This is a genomic window from Stenotrophomonas sp. YJH_SMC_46, from assembly GCF_059370315.1.
This window is the reverse complement of sequence record NZ_JCAFTO010000002.1, coordinates 217,566-235,344: the sequence shown is the minus strand read 5'-3', so window position 1 is coordinate 235,344 and position 17,779 is coordinate 217,566. Positions and strand designations below refer to the sequence as shown.

The 17,779-nt window shown below is 66.3% G+C and carries 16 protein-coding genes; 7 read left to right on the top strand and 9 right to left on the bottom strand.

Annotated elements, in window-relative coordinates; translation table 11 throughout:
- Positions 1-33: 33 nt before the first annotated feature.
- Both AC5P8C_RS06060 and yidA read right to left on the bottom strand, forming a co-directional pair.
- Complete coding sequence (locus AC5P8C_RS06060; protein WP_495218447.1) at positions 34-2,352, bottom strand: TonB-dependent receptor; 2,319 nt, start codon at positions 2,350-2,352, stop codon at positions 34-36.
- A gap of 362 nt (positions 2,353-2,714) precedes the next feature.
- Complete coding sequence (yidA, locus tag AC5P8C_RS06055; protein ID WP_495218446.1) at positions 2,715-3,548, bottom strand: sugar-phosphatase; 834 nt, start codon at positions 3,546-3,548, stop codon at positions 2,715-2,717.
- A 149-nt stretch (positions 3,549-3,697) separates the two neighbouring features.
- On the opposite strand from yidA, the gene AC5P8C_RS06050 reads away from it, so the two are divergent.
- On the top strand, positions 3,698-4,360 hold the full coding sequence (locus AC5P8C_RS06050) for an exopolysaccharide biosynthesis protein (protein WP_053443649.1): 663 nt from the start codon (positions 3,698-3,700) through the stop codon (positions 4,358-4,360).
- A gap of 90 nt (positions 4,361-4,450) precedes the next feature.
- Here the strand turns inward: AC5P8C_RS06050 and AC5P8C_RS06045 are convergent, their stop codons facing one another.
- Both AC5P8C_RS06045 and AC5P8C_RS06040 read right to left on the bottom strand, forming a co-directional pair.
- A complete protein-coding gene (locus AC5P8C_RS06045; protein ID WP_495218445.1) occupies positions 4,451-5,761 on the bottom strand; it encodes a PQQ-dependent sugar dehydrogenase in 1,311 nt (436 codons plus the stop codon).
- Positions 5,754-6,194 carry a DUF2231 domain-containing protein gene (locus tag AC5P8C_RS06040; protein WP_019661601.1) on the bottom strand — a complete coding sequence of 147 codons (441 nt, stop codon included), beginning with the start codon at positions 6,192-6,194 and terminating at the stop codon, positions 5,754-5,756. The genes AC5P8C_RS06045 and AC5P8C_RS06040 overlap by 8 nt, the downstream gene beginning before the upstream one ends.
- Before the next feature lie 308 nt (positions 6,195-6,502).
- On the opposite strand from AC5P8C_RS06040, the gene AC5P8C_RS06035 reads away from it, so the two are divergent.
- Both AC5P8C_RS06035 and AC5P8C_RS06030 read left to right on the top strand, forming a co-directional pair.
- Positions 6,503-8,269, top strand: coding sequence for a S8 family serine peptidase (locus AC5P8C_RS06035; RefSeq protein ID WP_049441989.1), 1,767 nt, complete (start codon positions 6,503-6,505; stop codon positions 8,267-8,269).
- Entirely contained in the window at positions 8,269-8,847 is a 579-nt protein-coding gene (locus tag AC5P8C_RS06030; RefSeq protein ID WP_019661603.1) for a hypothetical protein, read from the top strand. The genes AC5P8C_RS06035 and AC5P8C_RS06030 overlap by 1 nt, the downstream gene beginning before the upstream one ends.
- A gap of 106 nt (positions 8,848-8,953) precedes the next feature.
- Here AC5P8C_RS06030 and AC5P8C_RS06025 read toward each other — a convergent pair whose 3' ends face one another.
- Genes AC5P8C_RS06025 through cyoA form a run of 5 tightly spaced genes read right to left on the bottom strand, consistent with a single transcriptional unit; the run spans position 8,954 to position 13,499 of the window.
- Positions 8,954-9,634 carry an SCO family protein gene (locus tag AC5P8C_RS06025; RefSeq protein ID WP_019661604.1) on the bottom strand — a complete coding sequence of 227 codons (681 nt, stop codon included), beginning with the start codon at positions 9,632-9,634 and terminating at the stop codon, positions 8,954-8,956.
- Between the two features lie 11 nt (positions 9,635-9,645).
- The gene (cyoD, locus tag AC5P8C_RS06020; protein ID WP_019661605.1) at positions 9,646-9,978 is read right to left on the bottom strand and encodes a cytochrome o ubiquinol oxidase subunit IV; all 333 of its coding nucleotides are present in this window, start codon (positions 9,976-9,978) and stop codon (positions 9,646-9,648) included.
- 1 nt (position 9,979) lies between these two features.
- Positions 9,980-10,615 carry a cytochrome o ubiquinol oxidase subunit III gene (cyoC, locus tag AC5P8C_RS06015; protein WP_005414759.1) on the bottom strand — a complete coding sequence of 212 codons (636 nt, stop codon included), beginning with the start codon at positions 10,613-10,615 and terminating at the stop codon, positions 9,980-9,982.
- The gene (gene cyoB, locus AC5P8C_RS06010) at positions 10,612-12,588 is read right to left on the bottom strand and encodes a cytochrome o ubiquinol oxidase subunit I (RefSeq protein ID WP_495218444.1); all 1,977 of its coding nucleotides are present in this window, start codon (positions 12,586-12,588) and stop codon (positions 10,612-10,614) included. Before cyoB ends, cyoC begins: the two co-directional genes overlap by 4 nt.
- 5 nt (positions 12,589-12,593) lie before the next feature.
- Positions 12,594-13,499: a ubiquinol oxidase subunit II gene (gene cyoA, locus AC5P8C_RS06005; protein WP_019661606.1), complete on the bottom strand. Its 906-nt coding sequence runs from the start codon at positions 13,497-13,499 to the stop codon at positions 12,594-12,596.
- 182 nt (positions 13,500-13,681) lie between these two features.
- Between cyoA and AC5P8C_RS06000 the strand changes: the two genes are divergently transcribed.
- From AC5P8C_RS06000 to AC5P8C_RS05985, 4 genes are read left to right on the top strand one after another with little or no spacing between them, the layout of a single operon-like run.
- Positions 13,682-15,097: an aminotransferase-like domain-containing protein gene (locus AC5P8C_RS06000; RefSeq protein WP_019661607.1), complete on the top strand. Its 1,416-nt coding sequence runs from the start codon at positions 13,682-13,684 to the stop codon at positions 15,095-15,097.
- Between the two features lie 55 nt (positions 15,098-15,152).
- Positions 15,153-15,431 (top strand): hypothetical protein, encoded by a 279-nt coding sequence (locus AC5P8C_RS05995; RefSeq protein WP_019336318.1) that lies wholly within the window; start codon positions 15,153-15,155, stop codon positions 15,429-15,431.
- A complete protein-coding gene (locus AC5P8C_RS05990) occupies positions 15,431-16,030 on the top strand; it encodes a DUF6436 domain-containing protein (RefSeq protein ID WP_495218443.1) in 600 nt (199 codons plus the stop codon). Before AC5P8C_RS05995 ends, AC5P8C_RS05990 begins: the two co-directional genes overlap by 1 nt.
- Positions 16,031-16,039: 9 nt before the next feature.
- Positions 16,040-17,554 carry an aminotransferase-like domain-containing protein gene (locus AC5P8C_RS05985; RefSeq protein ID WP_495218442.1) on the top strand — a complete coding sequence of 505 codons (1,515 nt, stop codon included), beginning with the start codon at positions 16,040-16,042 and terminating at the stop codon, positions 17,552-17,554.
- Positions 17,555-17,779: the final 225 nt, after the last annotated feature.

Here is a 17,779-nt window from a genome sequence, read left to right as displayed (position 1 = left end):
GGGGTCAGCTATCCACGCATGGCGTGGATCTACTCAGAAGGTCATCGAGGTACTGAACATCAGCTGCCGTGGCGCGCTGCGCTGCAGGGTCTGGTAGTCCCCCGAGAACGACGAGCCGGCAATGGTGGCGGTGCCGATGTTGTGGCGGTTGAACAGGTTGCTCACGTCCAGCCGCAGCTCCAGGCCGGGCACTGCGCTGTCTGCACCGAAGCGGTAGGCGGCATAGGTGTTGACCTGCCAGAAGGTCGGCACGCGGATGTCGTTCTCGTAGGTGAAAGGCTGGCGCAGGTACGAGGTGCTGGTTGCACCAAAGCGCCAGTCACCGAAGTGCGCGGACAGGTCGCTGACCAGCGAGATCTGCGGGTAGCCCGGCTGGGCATTGCCCTTGATCGGGTACACCGTGTCGCCCACCACGAAATCGCTGTCGTAGTACGAACGGGCCACGGCCACGCCCTGATAGAACTGCAGGTGGTCGGTCAGGTCGGCGGTGATGCCGAGGTCGACACCGATCACGTGCATCTTCGGCATCAGCCGCACGGTGTTGATCTGCGCGAACTGGGTACCGATGGCGGCCGACAGCAGGCGGTTGCGGATGTCGTTGTAGAACACGTCGCCGGTGATCGTCAGCCGGTCGAAGCGATGCGACGCGCCTACGGTGAGGTTCCAGTTCCTCTCCGGGCGCAGCGTGCCGGCCACGCGGTCGAACTCTTCCTGGTCGGTGATGGTCCATGCGGAGGCGGTGTAGCCGATGTTGCCGCGCTGGGCCACGCGGTAGCCGTTCATGGTGTTGGCCAGGTCGATGAAGGCGTCGGTGGATTCGGTCGGGCTCCAGAACAGCGAGACGTGCGGCAGGAAGTTGCTCTTCGCGCGCAGCGTGCCGTTCACCGGCCGGTCCTTGGCATCACCCAGGCCGCCACCGCGGGTGCGGAAGTCCACGGCCTTGAAGCCGACACCCAGCTTCAGCGTGTCGTTCAGCACGATGTCGTCCTGCAGGTAGAACTGGCGCGAGCGGGTCACCCAGCTCGATGCGTTGTCGGTCTTGAACGCGGGGCCGTACACGTCGAACGGGCCGGTGGCCTTCAGCGGCGGGCCCTCGCCCAGCAGTGGCTGCTGGTACCACTCGGTCTTGGCCGCGGCCTTGCTCTTCTCCTGCCAGAAACCGGCAGTGAAGGTGTGCGCGCCGGTCTCGAACTGCAGGTTGACCATGCCGCCCAGGCGGTTGAGGCGCGGCGTCTGTACCTGTTCGGAGAACGGTGCGCCGTTGGGCGACGGTACGGTCGGGTCGGTCAGCGTGGCCTGGGTGTGGCTGTTGGCGTTGTACAGCTGCACGTTGCCACTCAGCGCCGGGGTGATCTGGAAGCGATGGTTGATCGATGACACGCGGTCGCGGGTGGTCTGGCCGGTGTCGTACGGAATCAGTTCGGACAGCTCACCGCAGGTGTAGGCGCCGCAGGATTTGTCCGCGTTTTCCGGCGAGGCCACGTACCAGGCCCACGCATAATCCGGATAGAAGATGTCGGCCTTCCAGCCCAGCTTGCGGATCATGTCGAAGGAGATGTTGTTGTAGCCCCAGACCTTGGCCTTGCTGTCGGACAGGAACACGGTGACATCGCCCCAGGCGACGTCCTGCTGCAGCTTCAGGTCGCCGCGCAGGAATTTCTGCGTGCCCTCGCCCTGGTACTTGTCGGCGGACACGCGCTGCAGGTCGACCAGCACTTTCGGGCCATGCTCACCGAGCTGGCCGCTCTGCCCGGACACGGTGGTGACCAGCGTGTTGTTGCTGCCCACGCCCTGCTTCACGCGCAGGCTGGGCGTGTCCTGCAGCTCGCGCAGGCGGTATTCCAGGCTGCCGCCGTTGACGCTGCTGGAGAACACGCTGACCGGTGCGCCGCCAGGGCTGACCGTGATCGCGCCGATGCCATCGGGCACGCCCACGTTCACCACGCTGGTGCCGGTGAGCGAGAGGAAGCCGTTGTCGTTCAGCGGCACGCCCTCGAAGGTGATGCCCATTTCATTCATGCGGAAGCCGCGCACGAACAGGCTGGTGGCCGAGATATCCAGGCCCAGCCCATCGGTGGCGGTGTAGCTGGCACCGGGCACCTGCTTGAGCATGGCCAGGCCGTTGTTGCCGGTGACCATCGCGTCGAGGTCTTCGGCCTTGATGATGTAGCGGTTGGGGCCGATCACCTGGGTCGGTGCCACGGCCGCACCGCGCGGTGTGGCGATGACCTGCAGGGCGTTGAGTGTAGTGGGCGTGTCGTGCGCGGCATCGTGCGTTTCCGCGGCGTACGCAGGTGCGGTGGTGGCCGCGATGATGGCCAGGGCGAGGCGCGTCGTGGGTGGGGTGTTCATGGGCAGATCCAGGATGTAGGGAGAGAGCGGCGCACGTGCACGGCCAGCGCGTTGCAGCACCGGTGTCGGCGCCCTGGCTGGCGATGCGATTGCGTTGGGGGTGACGGCGCAGTGCGCGCCGGTCAGTGGCAGAGGAAGACGATCCTCTGCCGCAGGATTCGATGGCGTGATTTCGACGTGCGAAATTCTTGCATCGCGCTGCCGCATTCGCCATTGCGCGGTGGTACAGCGCGAATGGCGATAGGGATGGGTGGGTTATACGTGGGTATAGCCCCGGCGTGGTCGGGGCCGACCTTGGCCGGCGCTTGCCGTCTGCGTGTGCCAACCAAGGTTGGCAGCTACCTCGACAGCTGACCGCGCGGTTACTGCAGGACGAAGCGCTCGATCGCCCGCGCCACGCCGTCATCGGCATTGCTGGTGGTTTCAAACCGCGCAACCGCCTTCACTGCATCAATGGCGTTACCCATCGCCACGCTGGTACCGGCGTACTGCAGCATGGTCAGGTCGTTTTCCTGGTCGCCGATGGCCATCACGTTGGCGCGATCGATGCCCAGATGCTCGGCCAGCTTCTGCAGGCTCGGGCCCTTGCCTGCGCGTTGGTCGAACACTTCCAGGAAGTACGGCGCGCTCTTCAATACCGCGAAGCGCTCGGTCAGTTCGCTGGGCAGGCGCGCGATGGCGGCATCCAGCACGTCCGGCGCGTCGATCATCATCAGCTTGATGAAGGACATCGATGGGTCCATGTCTTCGACGCGGCGGTACGACAGCGGCATCCGCGAGAGATGCGAGTCGGCCACGGTGTAGTAGCTGATGTCCTGGTTGGGCGTGTACATGCGCCGGCTGTCCAGCGCCTGGAAGTGCACGCCCAGGTCGCGGGCGACCTGCTCGCAGAACAGGAAGTCGTCGAAGCTGAGCGGATACTCGACCACGGTTTCGCGCGTGCCGATGCGCTGCACCAGGCCGCCATTGCAGGCGATGCAGTAGTCGTCGTTGCCGTTGATGCCGAGCTCGTGCAGGTACGGCGCCAGGCCGGGGACCGGGCGGCCACTGGTCAGCACGATGTGCACGCCCAGTGCGCGCGCCTGCGCGATGGCCTGCCGAGCGCGTGCGGTGAGCTGGTGCGACGTGTCCAGCAGCGTGCCATCCATGTCGATGGCGACCAGTTCGATGGTCGATTGCCGGCGGCCCATGTCCATTGCGTTCAACTCGTGCGGGGCACGCCAGTTTACCCCCTCATGCCCGGTTCACCTCTTTGCCCACGTTGGCCGGGATACTGCGGGAGCCTGTGCGTCCCCCACCGCAGGACGGCCCGCTGACCGCCCTTCCCTGGAGAACCTTGCGACGCATGACCTACCGTGCCCCCGAAACCAACGACAGTGCGCCTCTGGCCCAGCAGATCGAGCAGATGATCGACGAGCTGCCCGGCGAGCAGGTCAGCGTCGGCACCCTGCTCAGCGCGCTGGGCGATGAGGGCCTGCTGCTGATCGTGATCCTGCTCTCGGCCATCTTCATCATCCCGGTGTCGATTCCAGGGCTGAGCACCGTGTTTGGCGCCTCGATCCTGTTGATCGGCCTGAGCCGTGTGCGCGACCGCCCGCTGTGGGTGCCGCAGAAGCTGGCGCGCCGCGAGATCGCCACCGACAAGCTGAAGGCCAACCTGGGCCGTGCGCTGAAGTGGGTGCACCGCATGGAGCGGCTGTCGCGGCCGATGCGGCTGGCGGTGATGGTGCGCTCGAAGAAGATGATGCGCCTGAACAACCTGATGCTGGTGTTCGCGACCCTGCTGCTGATGGCGCCGGCCGGGCCGATTCCTTTCAGCAACACGCTGCCGGCACTGGCGCTGATGTCGTTTGCGATTGGCTTCATCCAGCGCGATGGCGCGGCGGTGGCGGCCGGTTATGGTTTCGTGGTGGCAACGGTGGTGTATTTCGGCGTGCTGCTCGGCGGCGTGGGGTTTGCCGCCGAGTCGGTGTTCAGCGGGTTCCGCAGCAGTACTGCGGAACTGTAGAGCCGAGCCCATGCTCGGCTTACGCGCGCACCGCGCGGGTTTCCGTGCACCGAACGAAGAGCAGCCGAGCATGGGCTCGGCTCTACAGAACTACTTGGCCGACACCCGCCACACCACGTCGCCCACGTCGTCGGCCACCAGCAGCGCGCCTTCGGCGTCCATCGCCATGCCCACCGGTGCACCCATCAGCGTCTTCTCGTCCTTCGAGGTGAAGCCGCTGACCACGGTCTGCGGCCGCCCGGTCGGCTTGCCATCCTTGAATGGTACGTACACCACTTCGTAGCCGCTCAGCGGTGAACGGTCCCAGCTGCCGTGTTCGCCGATGAAGGCACCGCCGTGGTACTGCGCCGGCAGTGCCTGGCCGGTGTAGAACAGCAACCCCAGCGGCGCCACGTGCGAGCCGATCGCGTAGTCCGGTGTGATCGCCTTGGCCACCAGGTCCGGCCGCTGCGGCTGCACGCGCTCGTCCACGTGCTGGCCGTAGTAGCTGTAGGGCCAACCGTAGAAACCATCTTCTTTCACCGAGGTCAGGTAATCCGGCACCAAGTCGGCACCGATCTCGTCGCGTTCGTTCGCAACAGCCCACAACTTTCCGGTGCTCGGCTCCCAGTCCAGGCCGGTCGGGTTGCGGATGCCCGAGGCGAAGATGCGGCTGCCACGGGTGGCCACGTCCACTTCCAGCACCACCGCGCGGCGGTATTCGACGGCCAGGCCATTTTCGGTGATGTTGCTGTTGGAGCCGACGCCCACGTACAGCTTGCGGCCGTCGCGGCTGGCCAGCAGTTCCTTGGTCCAGTGGTGGTTGATGGTGCTGGGCAGGTCGGTGAACTCGCGGCCCTTGTCGGACATGCGGGTTTCGCCGGGCACGTAGTGGTACTGCATGATGTTGCCGGTGTTGGCCACGTACAGCGTGTCACCGATCAGCTGGATGCCGAACGGCGAGTGGAGGCCTTCGATGTAGACGTGCTGGGTCCAGGTGTTCGTTCCCGGCGAGCGGCGCAGCAGGGTGACCCGGTTGCCGCCCTTGCCGGCCTTGCCCGAGCGCGCCTTCACCTTGCCGGCAATCCACTGCTTGGGCGTGGTGACCGGTTCTTCGCCGGGGCCGTTGCCTTCCACCACCAGCACATCGCCGTTGGGCAGGGTCAACAGCCGCCGCGGATGCAGCAGGTTGGCGGCGATGCGCTCGATCTTCAGGCCCTCTGCCACCGAGGGCGACTGGCCGTCGGCCCAGCCGACGCCCTTGGGCACCTGCATCGGCGGCATCAGGAAGTTCTTCGGTGCCGGCAACGGCGGCTGTGCGCCGGACTGGTCAGCGGGGTGGTATTCGGCCTTGCCCGCGCAGGCCGACAGGGTGACGGCCAGTGCCAGCGCGGCCACGGTGGGCAGGATGTGCTTAGCCATGACGACCTCCCTGCAGCACCGGCGGCTGCAGTGACAGCAGGATCAGGCCCAGGGCGATCAGGGCCACGGTCAGCGCCGACAGGATCGTACCCGGCACGGCAGCGGCATACGCATCGCGGCTGTGCACGAACGCGTTCCAGATGGCCAGCACCACCGCGACCAGGTTGAGGAAGAAGTCGATGCGGTCGATGCGGGTGGCCGTGCCGTTGCGGCGCCAGACCGCGAACAGGTTGATCAGGCGCGGCACGATGGCGATCAGCAGGCCGAAGGTGATCAGCCAGGCGGCTGCCTTGCCCCACATCACCTCGGCGCTGTTGAGGTAGATCGCGTCGAAGATCAGTGCGCCGACGAAGAAACCGAAGGGTATCGGGTTCAACAGGCTGAACAGTGTGGTGCCGAGGCCGCGATGGGCCTGGGCGAGCGGATTGACCATCATCGTGCTCCGTGCGGAAGGGTGCACGGGCTGTAGTAGCACAGCGCGATGTGAGGGCGCGCGATGACACATGGTAGATCCACGCCATGCGTGGATATGCGGGCCAACCAAGGTTGGCGTCCACCAGATGCGGGGCTCGGCAGTCGTCATTACCCCGCGGCATAAGCGTTTGTGACGCAATCGGCACATCTGCAGATTGGGTGTGTGAAGAGGTAGGGGGTCTTCGTTGTGTCGCGTTTGGCTCGTTGCGATGGGGCAGATCCGCCCCGCCGTCCTGCCATGCCGATTCACAACAGAAGGATTCGTGTATGAAGCGACACACGCAACGCTCCGCGCCACCGCGCTCTGCGCGCCTGGCCCTCGCCACTGCCCTGGTGCTGGGCAGCCTGGCCGTCACCGCCCAGGCCCAACAGGCCGATCCACTGGCGGGGATACAGTGGCACCTGCTCAACACCGGGCAGACTGTCCCGGCTGACACACTGCCGGTGGCCGGCAACGACCTGAACGTGGATGGCCTGTTCCGCAATGGCATCCGTGGCCAGGGCGTCACCATCGCCATCGTCGATGACGGCCTGCAGATCGCGCACCCGGACCTGGCCGCCAACGTGGCGGCGGTGGCCGGCAAGAACTTCACCAATGGCTCGAACAACCCCACCCCGACCAACCCGGATGTCGACAACCACGGCACCATGGTCGGCGGCATTGCGGGCGCGGTGGGCGCCAACAACCTGGGCGTGCGCGGTGTGGCGCCGGCGGCGACGCTGAAGGGCTTCAACCCGATTTCGCGCTCGGCCCTGGGCAACCAGCAGAGCAACATCGAGTACGCCTGGTGGGACGGCGCGGAGTCGGCCGACGTGCAGGTGTTCAACAACAGCTGGGGTGCCGGCCCGGGCAATCCGAACCTGCCGCTGGCGTACAGCGAAAACACGATCCGTTCGTACGAGCAGGCGCTGTCGGGCACCCGCGGTGGCCGTGGCGGCATCTACGTGAAGTCGGCCGGCAACAACTTCAACAATGCCTCGATCAGCCAGACCCAGGATGTCTGCACCACCGACACCAAGAACCGCAACACCGGCTGCGTGCCGGCCGGACGCGATCCGCGCAACAACCTGTTCAACGTGATCACCGTAGGCGCGGTGCGTGCCGATGGCGTGCGCTCGTCCTACTCCTCCACCGGCTCGGCGCTGTGGGTCTCGGCCTTTGGCGGTGAGTACGGCCTGCAGGCCCAGTACGCCCCCGGCCTGGTGGCACGCGCGTACGACCCGGCCATCGTCACCACCGACGTGACCGGGTGCGCGCAGGGCAGCAACAAGAACACCAACCGCCAGAACACCCTGGACAGCAACCTGTCGGCCATCGACAGCACCTGCAACTACACCGCCAAGATGAACGGCACCTCGGCGTCGGCGCCGATGGTCTCGGGCGTGGCGGCGCTGGTGCTGGAAGCCAACCCGAACCTGTCCTATCGCGATGTGAAGTACATCCTGGCCACCACCGCCACCCGCAACCACCCGAACCAGCCGGCGGTGACGCTGGCCGACGGCCGCACGCTGGTGCCGGGCTGGACGGTGAATGCTGCCGGCCGTGCCTACAGCAACTGGTATGGCTTCGGCGTGGTCAACGCTGCACGCGCGGTGCAGGTGGCCGAGAACTTCCAGTCGCTCGGTGCGCTGGTCGATAGCGGCTGGCGCAACACCACGCGTACCGTGGCCATCGGCAACACCTCGGCCGCCGCCGCACGCCTGACCTTCCAGCTGGCCAACGGCGCGCGCAACATCGAGAGCGTGCAGCTGGGCTTCCGGGTCAACCACCGCAACACGCGCCAGCTGCAGTTCGTGCTGGTGTCGCCCAGCGGCACCCGCAGCGTGGTGCAGCCGGCGTTCACCGCGATCGGTTCGGGCACGGGTGGCGCGCAGAGCAACTTCACCAGCTGGGACCTGCTGTCCAGCAATGCCTTCCTGGATGAGAACGCCACGGGCACCTGGACGCTGGAAGTGACCGACATGGGGCAGGCCGCGACCGCTGCATCGCGTGGCAACCTCGAATTCTTCAAGATCCGCGTTCTGGGGCACTGATGATGAAGACGACCATTCTGTTGAGCACGCTCACCTTCGCGGTGATGACCTCCCCTGCCTGGGCACAGAGCTCGGGGCAGACCCCTCCGGCCAGGACCCTGTCGACCGTGGATGCGCAGGAACTGAAGGCATCCGCTACCGGCCGCACATTCGACGTGGGCGGCACGCGTTTCCAGCTGTCGCCCTCGGCAACGGTAAAGCAGGCCAGCGGCGGCCAGTTCACGATCACCCCGCAGGCGGCGGCGACCACCAGCGCGCGTACCAAGCGTTCGCTGGATGGCGCCGCGGCCGCGCCTGTTGATGCCGGCGCCGGCAAGTTCGCGGCGGCGGTGTCCCGTGACGGCGCGCCGGTGGTGGCGACCTCGCGGGTCAAGGTGTTCTTCGCCGATGAAGCCTCGGCCCAGCGCGCAGCCGCCGCCACTGGCGGTACCGTGGTGAAGGTCTCCAAGGCTTCAGGCCAGGCCATCGTGGAGTACCCGTCGGTGAACGCGGCGCTGGATGCGAGCACCAAGCTGCTGTCCACCGCCGGTATCCGCGCGACCGAGCCGGACGTGGTGCAGTGGGAAGAGACCAAGTAAGGCGTTGAGTGGTGCCCCTGGCCGGTTGGCTCTCCTGGCCGGCCGGGGGATGGGTGTGTGGGGAAGTGCCGACCAACGGTCGGCACCCACCGCGGTGGAGGTGACGTCAGCGCGCGGCGAGTGTGTCGCTTTGCTTGAGACTGCAGCTGGCCAGTGCGTCGTTGCCGGCGGCGGGATGAGCGGGCTCCAGCAGCAGGCGCTGCACGTCGGAAAACAGCTTGTCCACCGGCATGCCATAGGGCGCGAACAGGCGCAGTCGACCCTGGCGGTCGAACACGTAGCCGCCGGCAATGTGGCTCATGGTGTAGGTATCCGGTACCTCGCCGGGCTCTTTCTCGTAGAACGCCTTGAAGTCGCTGGCCATCGCCGCCAGCTGTGCTTCGTTGCCGACCAGCGCGATTGCCTTGGGGTCGAACGCTTCGACATAGGTGCGCGCGACCTCGGGCGTGTCGCGGGCCGGGTCGACGCTGACGAACACCACCTGCAGCTGGTCGGCATCCTTGCCCATCAGGTGCTTGACCTGGCTCAGCTCGACCATCGTGGTCGGGCATACGTCCGGGCAGCTGGTGAAGCCGAAGAACAGATAGGTCACCTGCCCCTGCAGGTCCTTGGGGCCACGCACGGTGCCGTGGCTGTCGGGCATCGACCACTGCTGGCCAAGTTCTTCGCAGGCGATGTCCTTCGCATAGAAGTCCATGCGCGACTGCGCGCTGCAGCCGGCCAGCAGGCCGAGCAGCAGGCCTGCGGCCAGGCGTAGGCCACGATGGGAGAACGCAATGCCTTTCACGGTTCGCCAGCTCAGTTGATCATCATGTGGTAGTGCATGCTCCAGATGATCCAGACCGACAACGCGACGACGATGAACAGGATCACCAGGGTGAACACGAAGCTGGCCAGGTTCCAGCCACCTTCGGAATTGCGGTCCATGTGCAGGAAATAGACCAGCTGTACCAGGATCTGCGCCACCGCGAAGCCGACCAGCAGGAACAGCGTGAGCGGCCGCGACAGCACCGGGTTCATCACCAGTGCGAACGGCACCACGGTCAGCAGCGCGCACAGCACGAAGCCGATCAGGTAGGACTTGGTGGAGCCGTGCGCATTGCCGGCGCGCGAGGTTTCGACGTGGGCCATGTCAGAAGGCTCCGATCAGGTAGACGAAGGTGAAGACGCAGATCCACACCAGGTCCAGGAAGTGCCAGAACAGGCTCAGGCACGAAACACGGGTGATGTTGGTCGGGGTCAGGCCACGGCGGTAGACCTGGTGCATGACCACCGCCATCCAGATCAGGCCGCTGGCCACGTGCAGGCCGTGGGTGGCGACCAGCGCGAAGAACGCCGACAGGTAGGCACTGGTGCTGGGGCCCGCGCCTTCGTGGATCAGGTGCGAGAACTCGTAGATCTCCATGCCGATGAACGAGGCACCGAGCACGAAGGTCACGCCCAGCCAGCGCAGCACCGCCGAGGTGTCGTGGCGATGCATCGCCAGTACGGCCTGGCCGTAGGTGATGCTGGAGACCAGCAGCAGGAAGGTCTCGGCCATCACGAACGGCAGCGAGAACAGCTCCTTGCCGGTGGGGCCGCCGGCGTAGGCGGTGCTGAGCACCGCGTACGAGGCGAACAGCGAACCGAACAGCACCAGGTCGGACATGAGGTAGACCCACATGCCGAACACCTTCATGCCGCCCTGTTCGTGGCCGTGGTCGTGCTCGTGGTGGTCCTCATGAGCCTGCGTGTCGCTGGCCAGCTCGGGGCGGGTCAACAGGTTCATGCGCGTACCTCCTTCAACTTGGCCAGGCTGGCCGCTTCGGTGCGCGCCACCTCTTCGGAACTGACGTAGTAGTCCACGTCCTCGTCGTAGGACCGCACGATCAGGGTCACGATCATCGCGATGAAGCTGGCCGCGGCCATCCACCAGATGTGCCAGACCAGGGCGAAGCACAGCACCAGGATCCAGATGTTGAGGATCAGCGGCACGCCGGTGTTCTTCGGCATGTGGATCGGTGCGTACTTCTTCGGCGGCGGCGGCAGGCCGCGCTTCTTCGCTTCGTGGAAGGCGTCCAGCTCATCGGCCTTGGGCACCACGGCGAAGTTGTAGAACGGCGGCGGCGACGGCGTGGCCCATTCCAGCGTGCGTGCGTTCCACGGGTCGCCGGTCAGGTCCAGGTTGCGCTTGCGGTCGCGCACGCTCACGTAGATCTGCACCAGCATCAGGATGATGCCCGCGAACACGAACAGCGCACCGATGAAGGCGGCGATCAGGTACGGCGTCCACGCCGGGTTGTCGTACTGGTTCATGCGGCGGGTCATGCCCATGAAGCCGAGCATGTACAGCGGCATGAAGGCCAGGTAGAAGCCGATCACCCAGCAGGCGAACGACCACTTGCCCAGGCGCTCGTTGAGGGTGAAGCCGAACACCTTCGGGAACCAGTAGGCGAAGCCGGCCAGGTAGCCGAACAGCGCGCCGCCGATGATGGTGTTATGGAAGTGCGCGACCAGGAACAGGCTGTTGTGCAGCAGGAAGTCCGCGCCCGGGATGGCCAGCAGCACGCCGGTCATGCCACCGATGGTGAAGGTGACCAGGAAGGCGACGGTCCACAGCATCGGCACGCTGAACTCGACGCGGCCACCGTACATGGTGAACAGCCAGGTGAAGATCTTCACGCCGGTGGGAATGGCGATGATCATCGTCATGATGCCGAAGAAGGCATTGACGCTGGCACCGGAACCCATGGTGAAGAAGTGGTGCAGCCAGACGATGAACGACAGGATGCCGATCGCCAGCGTGGCGCCCACCATCGACTTGTAACCGAACAGCTTCTTGCGCGCGAACGTGGCAGTGACTTCGGAGAAGATGCCGAACGCCGGCAGCACCAGGATGTACACCTCCGGATGGCCCCAGGCCCACACCAGGTTCACGTACATCATCGGGTTGCCACCCAATGTGTTGGTGTAGAAGTTGAAGTCCAGGTAGCGATCCAGGGTGAGCGCGCCCAGCGCCACGGTCAGGATCGGGAAGGCGGCGATGATGATCACGCTGGTGACCAGCACGGTCCAGGTGAACACCGGCATCTTCATCAGGGTCATGCCCGGCGCACGCATGCGCAGGATGGTGATGAACAGGTTGACGCCGGTCAGCAACGTACCGATGCCGGACGCCTGCAGGGCCCAGATGTAGTAGTCGACACCTACGCCTGGACTGAACTCGATGCCCGACAGCGGCGGATAGGCGACCCAGCCGGTCATGGCGAATTCGCCAACGCCCAGCGAGATCATCATCAGCGCCGCGCCGACCACGAAGATCCAGAAGCTGAAGGCGTTGAGGAACGGGAACGCCATGTCGCGCGCACCAATCTGCAGCGGCACGATGATGTTCATCAGGCCGACCACGAACGGGGTGGCCACGAAGAAGATCATGATCACGCCGTGCGCGGTGAAGATCTGGTCGTAGTGCTCGGGCGGCAGGAAGCCGTCACTGCCTGGCCCGGCCGCGGCCAGCTGTGCGCGCATCATCAGCGCGTCGGCGAAGCCGCGCACCAGCATGACCAGCGCCACCACCACGTACATGATGCCGATCTTCTTGTGGTCCACGGTGGTGAACCAGTCGCGCCACAGCGGGCCCCACAGCTTGAAGTACGTCACTGCGCCAAGCAGCGCGAGGCCACCCAGCACCATGGCCGCCAATGTGACCACGACGATCGGCTCGTGCAGCGGCACGGCCTCCCACGTCAATTTACCCAACATGTTCGTTACTCCTGGGAAACCTGAGCACCGCCGGCAGCGCCCGCCGGGGTAGCAGCAGCGGTGTTCTCACCGACGCCGATGAACTGGTCGATGACCTTCTTGAACAGCAGCGGTTCAACACTGGAGAAGTGCTGCACCGGTGCGTTCTTCGACGGCGCGGCCAGCGCCTTGAACTGCGTGAAGCTGAGCGCGTCGGGCGCGCTGCGCACTTCGGCCACCCAGCGCTCGAAGTCTTCGTTGCTGCTGGCAGTGGCGATGAACTTCATGTTCGAGAAGCCATGCCCGCTGTAGTTGCCGGACATGCCACGGAACTGGCCGGGTTCGTTGGCGATCAGGTGCAGCTGCGTGCGCATGCCGGCCATCGCGTAGATCTGCCCACCCAGCTGCGGGATGAAGAAGGTATTCATCGTCGAGTTGGAGGTGATGTTGAATGCCAGCGGACGATTGGCCGGGAAGTTGAGCTGGTTGACCGTGGCGATGCCCAGGTCCGGGTACACGAACACCCACTTCCAGTCGGTGGCGATCACGTCCACCTGCAGCGGTTCGCCAGCCACGTCCAGCGGCTTGTAGGGGTCCAGCTCGTGGGTGGACTTCCACACGATCACCGCCAGCACCGCGATGATGATCAGCGGCACGCCCCAGACCACGATCTCCACCTTGGTGGAGTGCGACCAGTCCGGCGTGTATTTCGCTTTGGTGTTGCCGGCGCGGTAGCGCCACGCGAACACGAAGGTCAGCACGATGGCCGGTATCACCACGATCAGCATCAGGCCGATGCAGATCAGGATCAGGTCGCGCTGGGCGAGCCCGACCATGCCCTTCGAATCCAGCAGCACCCAGTCACAGCCCGACAGGCCGACGCAGGCCAGGGCGACCAGCGCCAGGCGGATGCGGTTCCAGCAGATATTCATTGGAGGTCAACCCTGTTGAAGAAGCGCGCTTGACCGGCTCGCCTGCGCGCAGCGCCCGGGCGTGGAGCGGCTACACTGTGGGTACGAGGTCGCCTACAAGCAGGCGAGCCACTCCAATCAAGCCCATACAAGATACAGCATTGTATGGACTTGTGCATCTGCACGTATGGAAAATCTGACCGATGACGCCACCTGCTGCCGGCCGCCGCCTGAAACACCCCAATCGCACCTGGGTCCGCCCCTTCCGCGAGGGCGCCGGCCCGCTGTACCTGCAGATTGCCCAGCAGGTGCGCGAGGCGGTGGATGACGGCGTGCTGCGCCCGGGCGACCGCCTGCCGCCGCAGCGCGACCTGGCCCAGCAGGTGGGCGTGGACCTGACCACGGTCACCCGCGCCTTTGCCGAACTGCGCCAGGCCGGCCTGCTCGACGCGCAGGGCGCGGGCGGCACCTTCATCGCGCTGTCGGCCGGCAACCGCAGCACCTCGGTCGACCTGAGCATGAACATCCCGCCGCTGCTGGGCAGCGCGCCGTTCGCGCAGGGCATGGAAGCCGGCTTCCAGCACGTGGGCCAGCAGCTGGGCCAGGGTGAACTGATGAGCTACCACGTCGGCGCCGGTACCCACGAGGACCGCGCCGCCGCCGTACAGTGGCTGGCACCGATGCTGGGGACGGTCGGCACCGACCAGGTAGTGATCTGCCCCGGTGCGCAGACCGCGCTGTGCGCGCTGATCCTGGCCCGCACCCAGCCAGGCGAGCTGATCGCCGCCGAGCAGCTGACCTACCCGGGCCTGCTGGCCGCCGCGCGCGTGCTGCAGCGGGGCGTAGTGCCGGTGGCGATGGACGCCGAAGGCATGCTGCCCGAGGCACTGGAAGAAGCCTGCCAGATGCGCCGCCCGCGCCTGCTGTACCTGGTGCCGACCATCCAGAACCCGACCACGGCGACGATGTCGGCGCAGCGCCGGCAGGCCCTGCTGGCGGTTGCCAAGCGCCACGATCTGACCGTGATCGAAGACGATCCCTACTGGTTGCTGGCTGGTGATGCCGCGCCGCCGTTGGCCGCCCATCGCGACGCCGGCTGCCCGGTCTACTACATCTCCACCCTGTCCAAGTGCCTGGCCCCGGGCCTGCGCACCGCTTACCTGGTGGTGCCGGCCGGCGAGCCGATGGAGCCAGTGCTGGACGCCCTGCGCGCGATCGCACTGATGCCGACCCAGTCGATGGTGGCGGTGGCCTCGCAGTGGATCCGCAGTGGCCAGGCCCAGGACATGGTGCAGCGCTTCCAGCAGGAGCTGCGCGAGCGCCAGGCCATTGCCGCCCGGTATCTGCCCACCCGCGCCCAGGCCCATCCGGCCGGCCTGCATGTGTGGCTGCCGCTGCCGCCTCGGCTTGACCAGTACCGGCTGATCCAGGCCGCGCAGGAACAGGGCCTGGGCATCGCCAGTTCCGACGCCTTCAGCGTGGAAGAGCCGCCGCCGGGCAACGCAATCCGCCTGTCGCTGGGCGGCGCGGTCGACCAGGGCGCTTTGGCCGGGGCGCTGGCCAAGCTGAACGAGATCCTGTCCGAAGTTCCCGAGGCCCGGCACAACGCCATTGTCTGAACCGAACGCATGGCGCCCAATCCATACAAAATGATATTTTGTATGCAATGTATGGATGAAGGGACGTGCATCGATGCGCGCCGAGAAACTGAAGTTCCACCTGGTGATGGCCGGGTGCGGTGGCTTTGTGGTGCTGATGCTGGCCGCGCTGGCCTGGGTCTGCCTGCAGCCACAGACCGTGGACGTACAGGCCGCCGAACGCCATGCCATCGAGCAGTGCCTGCAGCGCAGCGAGGATCCGTCGCGTAGCGAGATCCAGCGTCGCGCGCAGGCCGATTCCTGCCGCGAGATGCGCAAGCAGTACGTGCACAAGTTCGGCCGGGAAGACTCCTGATGGGCGCAGCCGCGCCGCGCCGCCGCTTGCTGCTGCCGACGATGATCGCCCTCGCCTGCCTGTTCATGGCCGGCGTCGCGGCTGCGCTGTGGCAGTACTTCGGCTACAGCGCGCAGTCCACGTTCACCGAACAGGCCATCGTCTTCGACGACTCGCAACTGCGTCTGCCGGCCGATCTGGCCGGCGACACTGGCCGCATCCGCGTGGTGCATTTCTGGGACCCGGCCTGCGGCGTGTGCAACCGCGAGACCGGTGCGCACCTGAGCTACCTGATCAGCATGTACCGCCGTGCCGGCATCGACTTCTACGCGATCCGCCGCCCTGGCACGCAGGGCGCGCTGCCCGAGCCGCTGCGCAGCAAGGTGATCAACCTGCCGACCATCGACGGCATCGAGCACATCCCGGCCAGCCCTGCGGTGGCGATCTGGGACCGGCAGGGCCATCTGGCCTACGCCGGCCCGTACAGCATCGGCATGGTCTGCAACTCGGCCAACAGTTTCGTCGAACCGCTGCTGGACAGACTGGTGCGCGGCGAAACCGTGCGCCCCAAGGGACTGCTTGCCGTGGGCTGCTACTGCCCGTGGCAGGCCAAGCGCTGAGGACGCGCAATGACATCACTGGCTCTAGGTGGCGCGACCGCCGCAAACAACAACGGCGGTCACCTGTCCGAACCGACCGATGGTTATGGACAGGCTCCCGCCGTTGGAAGCAACGATACGCCCCGACATGCTCCGTACATGCCGCGACCGGATGTCGCAGCGCGCGAGTGGGTGCAGGACGTGCTCGCGCACAGCGGGCCGATCTACCTGCGCATCGTCAATTCGCTGGAACGCACGGTGCGCCGTGGCGGCCTCGCACCCGGACAGCGCCTGCCCTCGCAGCGCGCGTTGGCACAGCAGCTCGGCATCGACCTGACCACGGTCACCCGCGCGTTCGATGAAGCACGCAAGCGCGGCCTGATCGAAGCACGCGGACCACAGGGCAGTTTCATCGCACCGCCCAAAGCCGGCTTCGACCAGGCAGTGGACCTGAGCATGAACGTGCCGCCGGTGCCCGACGCCGATGCGCTGGCCGAGACACTGCGCCGCGGTGCCGCCGCCGTGCTTGCACGCAGCAACGCGCCGAACCTGATGACGTATCACCTGGGTGGCGGCAACCCCACTGATCGCCATGCTGCGGCGCGTTGGCTGCAGCCGATGCTGGGCGCCGTGGATGACGACTGCCTGCTGCTGACCGAAGGCGCGCAGGTGGCATTGGCCGCGATCCTGGTCAGCCAGGGCCGCGATGGCGATACGATCCTGTGCGATGCGCTGGTCTATCCGGGCCTGTTGCAGGCCGCAGCGGCGCTGGGGCGTCGGCTGATGCCGGTGGACAGCGACGAACACGGCATGTGCCCTGAAGCGCTGCTGCGGCAGGCGCGCGAAAGGGGCGCGCGCCTGGTCTATCTCAACCCCACCTGCCAGAACCCGACCGCGCTGACCCTGCCGCTGCAGCGGCGCGAGGCGCTGGCACGTGTGCTGGAAGGCGAAGGCCTGCTGGCGATTGAAGATGATCCGTACTGGCACCTCGCCGAAGAGGCACCGATACCCCTGGCAGCATTGGCACCGCGCCATGTGTTCTATGTAGCGACGCTGTCGAAGGTGATCAGCCCCGGCCTGCGCACCGCATTCGTGCAATGCCCGAGCGCTGTGCACGCCGAGGCGATGACGGCGGCGTTGCGGGCGACGCGACTGATGGGGCATCCGCTGGTGTCGGCATTGGCCAGCCAACTGCTGCTGGATGGTTCGGCGCAGTCACTGCTGGCCCAGGTACGCGCCGAGGCACGCGAGCGCATGCGCATGGCACGTTACCTGCTCGCGCCGTCGCTGCTGCAGCGCGCGGAGGGCCTGCATGCCTGGTGCCGGATACCGGCACCCTGGACCGACGCCACGCTGGTGCGTACCGCACAGCTGCAGGGGCTGGCGATTGCGCCGTCATCGGCGTTCTGTCCGCCGGGGGTCTCGCTCCAGTACGGCGTGCGGTTGTCGCTGGGGCTGGCGGCGGACCGACGGCAGCTGGAGAGTGCGTTGCGGCGGATTGACCGGTTGTTGTTGTCCGATGCGTTGCCGGCGATCGAGCGGTAGGCGTGGAATGGGATGTGCCGACCAACGGTCGGCACCCACCCGATCGGTAGTACCGGCCGCTGGCCGGCAGAAGATTCCCCAGCACGGTCGGAATGTGCCAACCAAGGTTGGCACCCACCAGATCAGAGGTAGATCGTCGATGGGATGTGCCGGCCAACGGTCGGCACCCACCCGATCGGTAGTGCCGGCCGCTGGCCGGCAGCTGCTCGTGGGCGACGATCATGA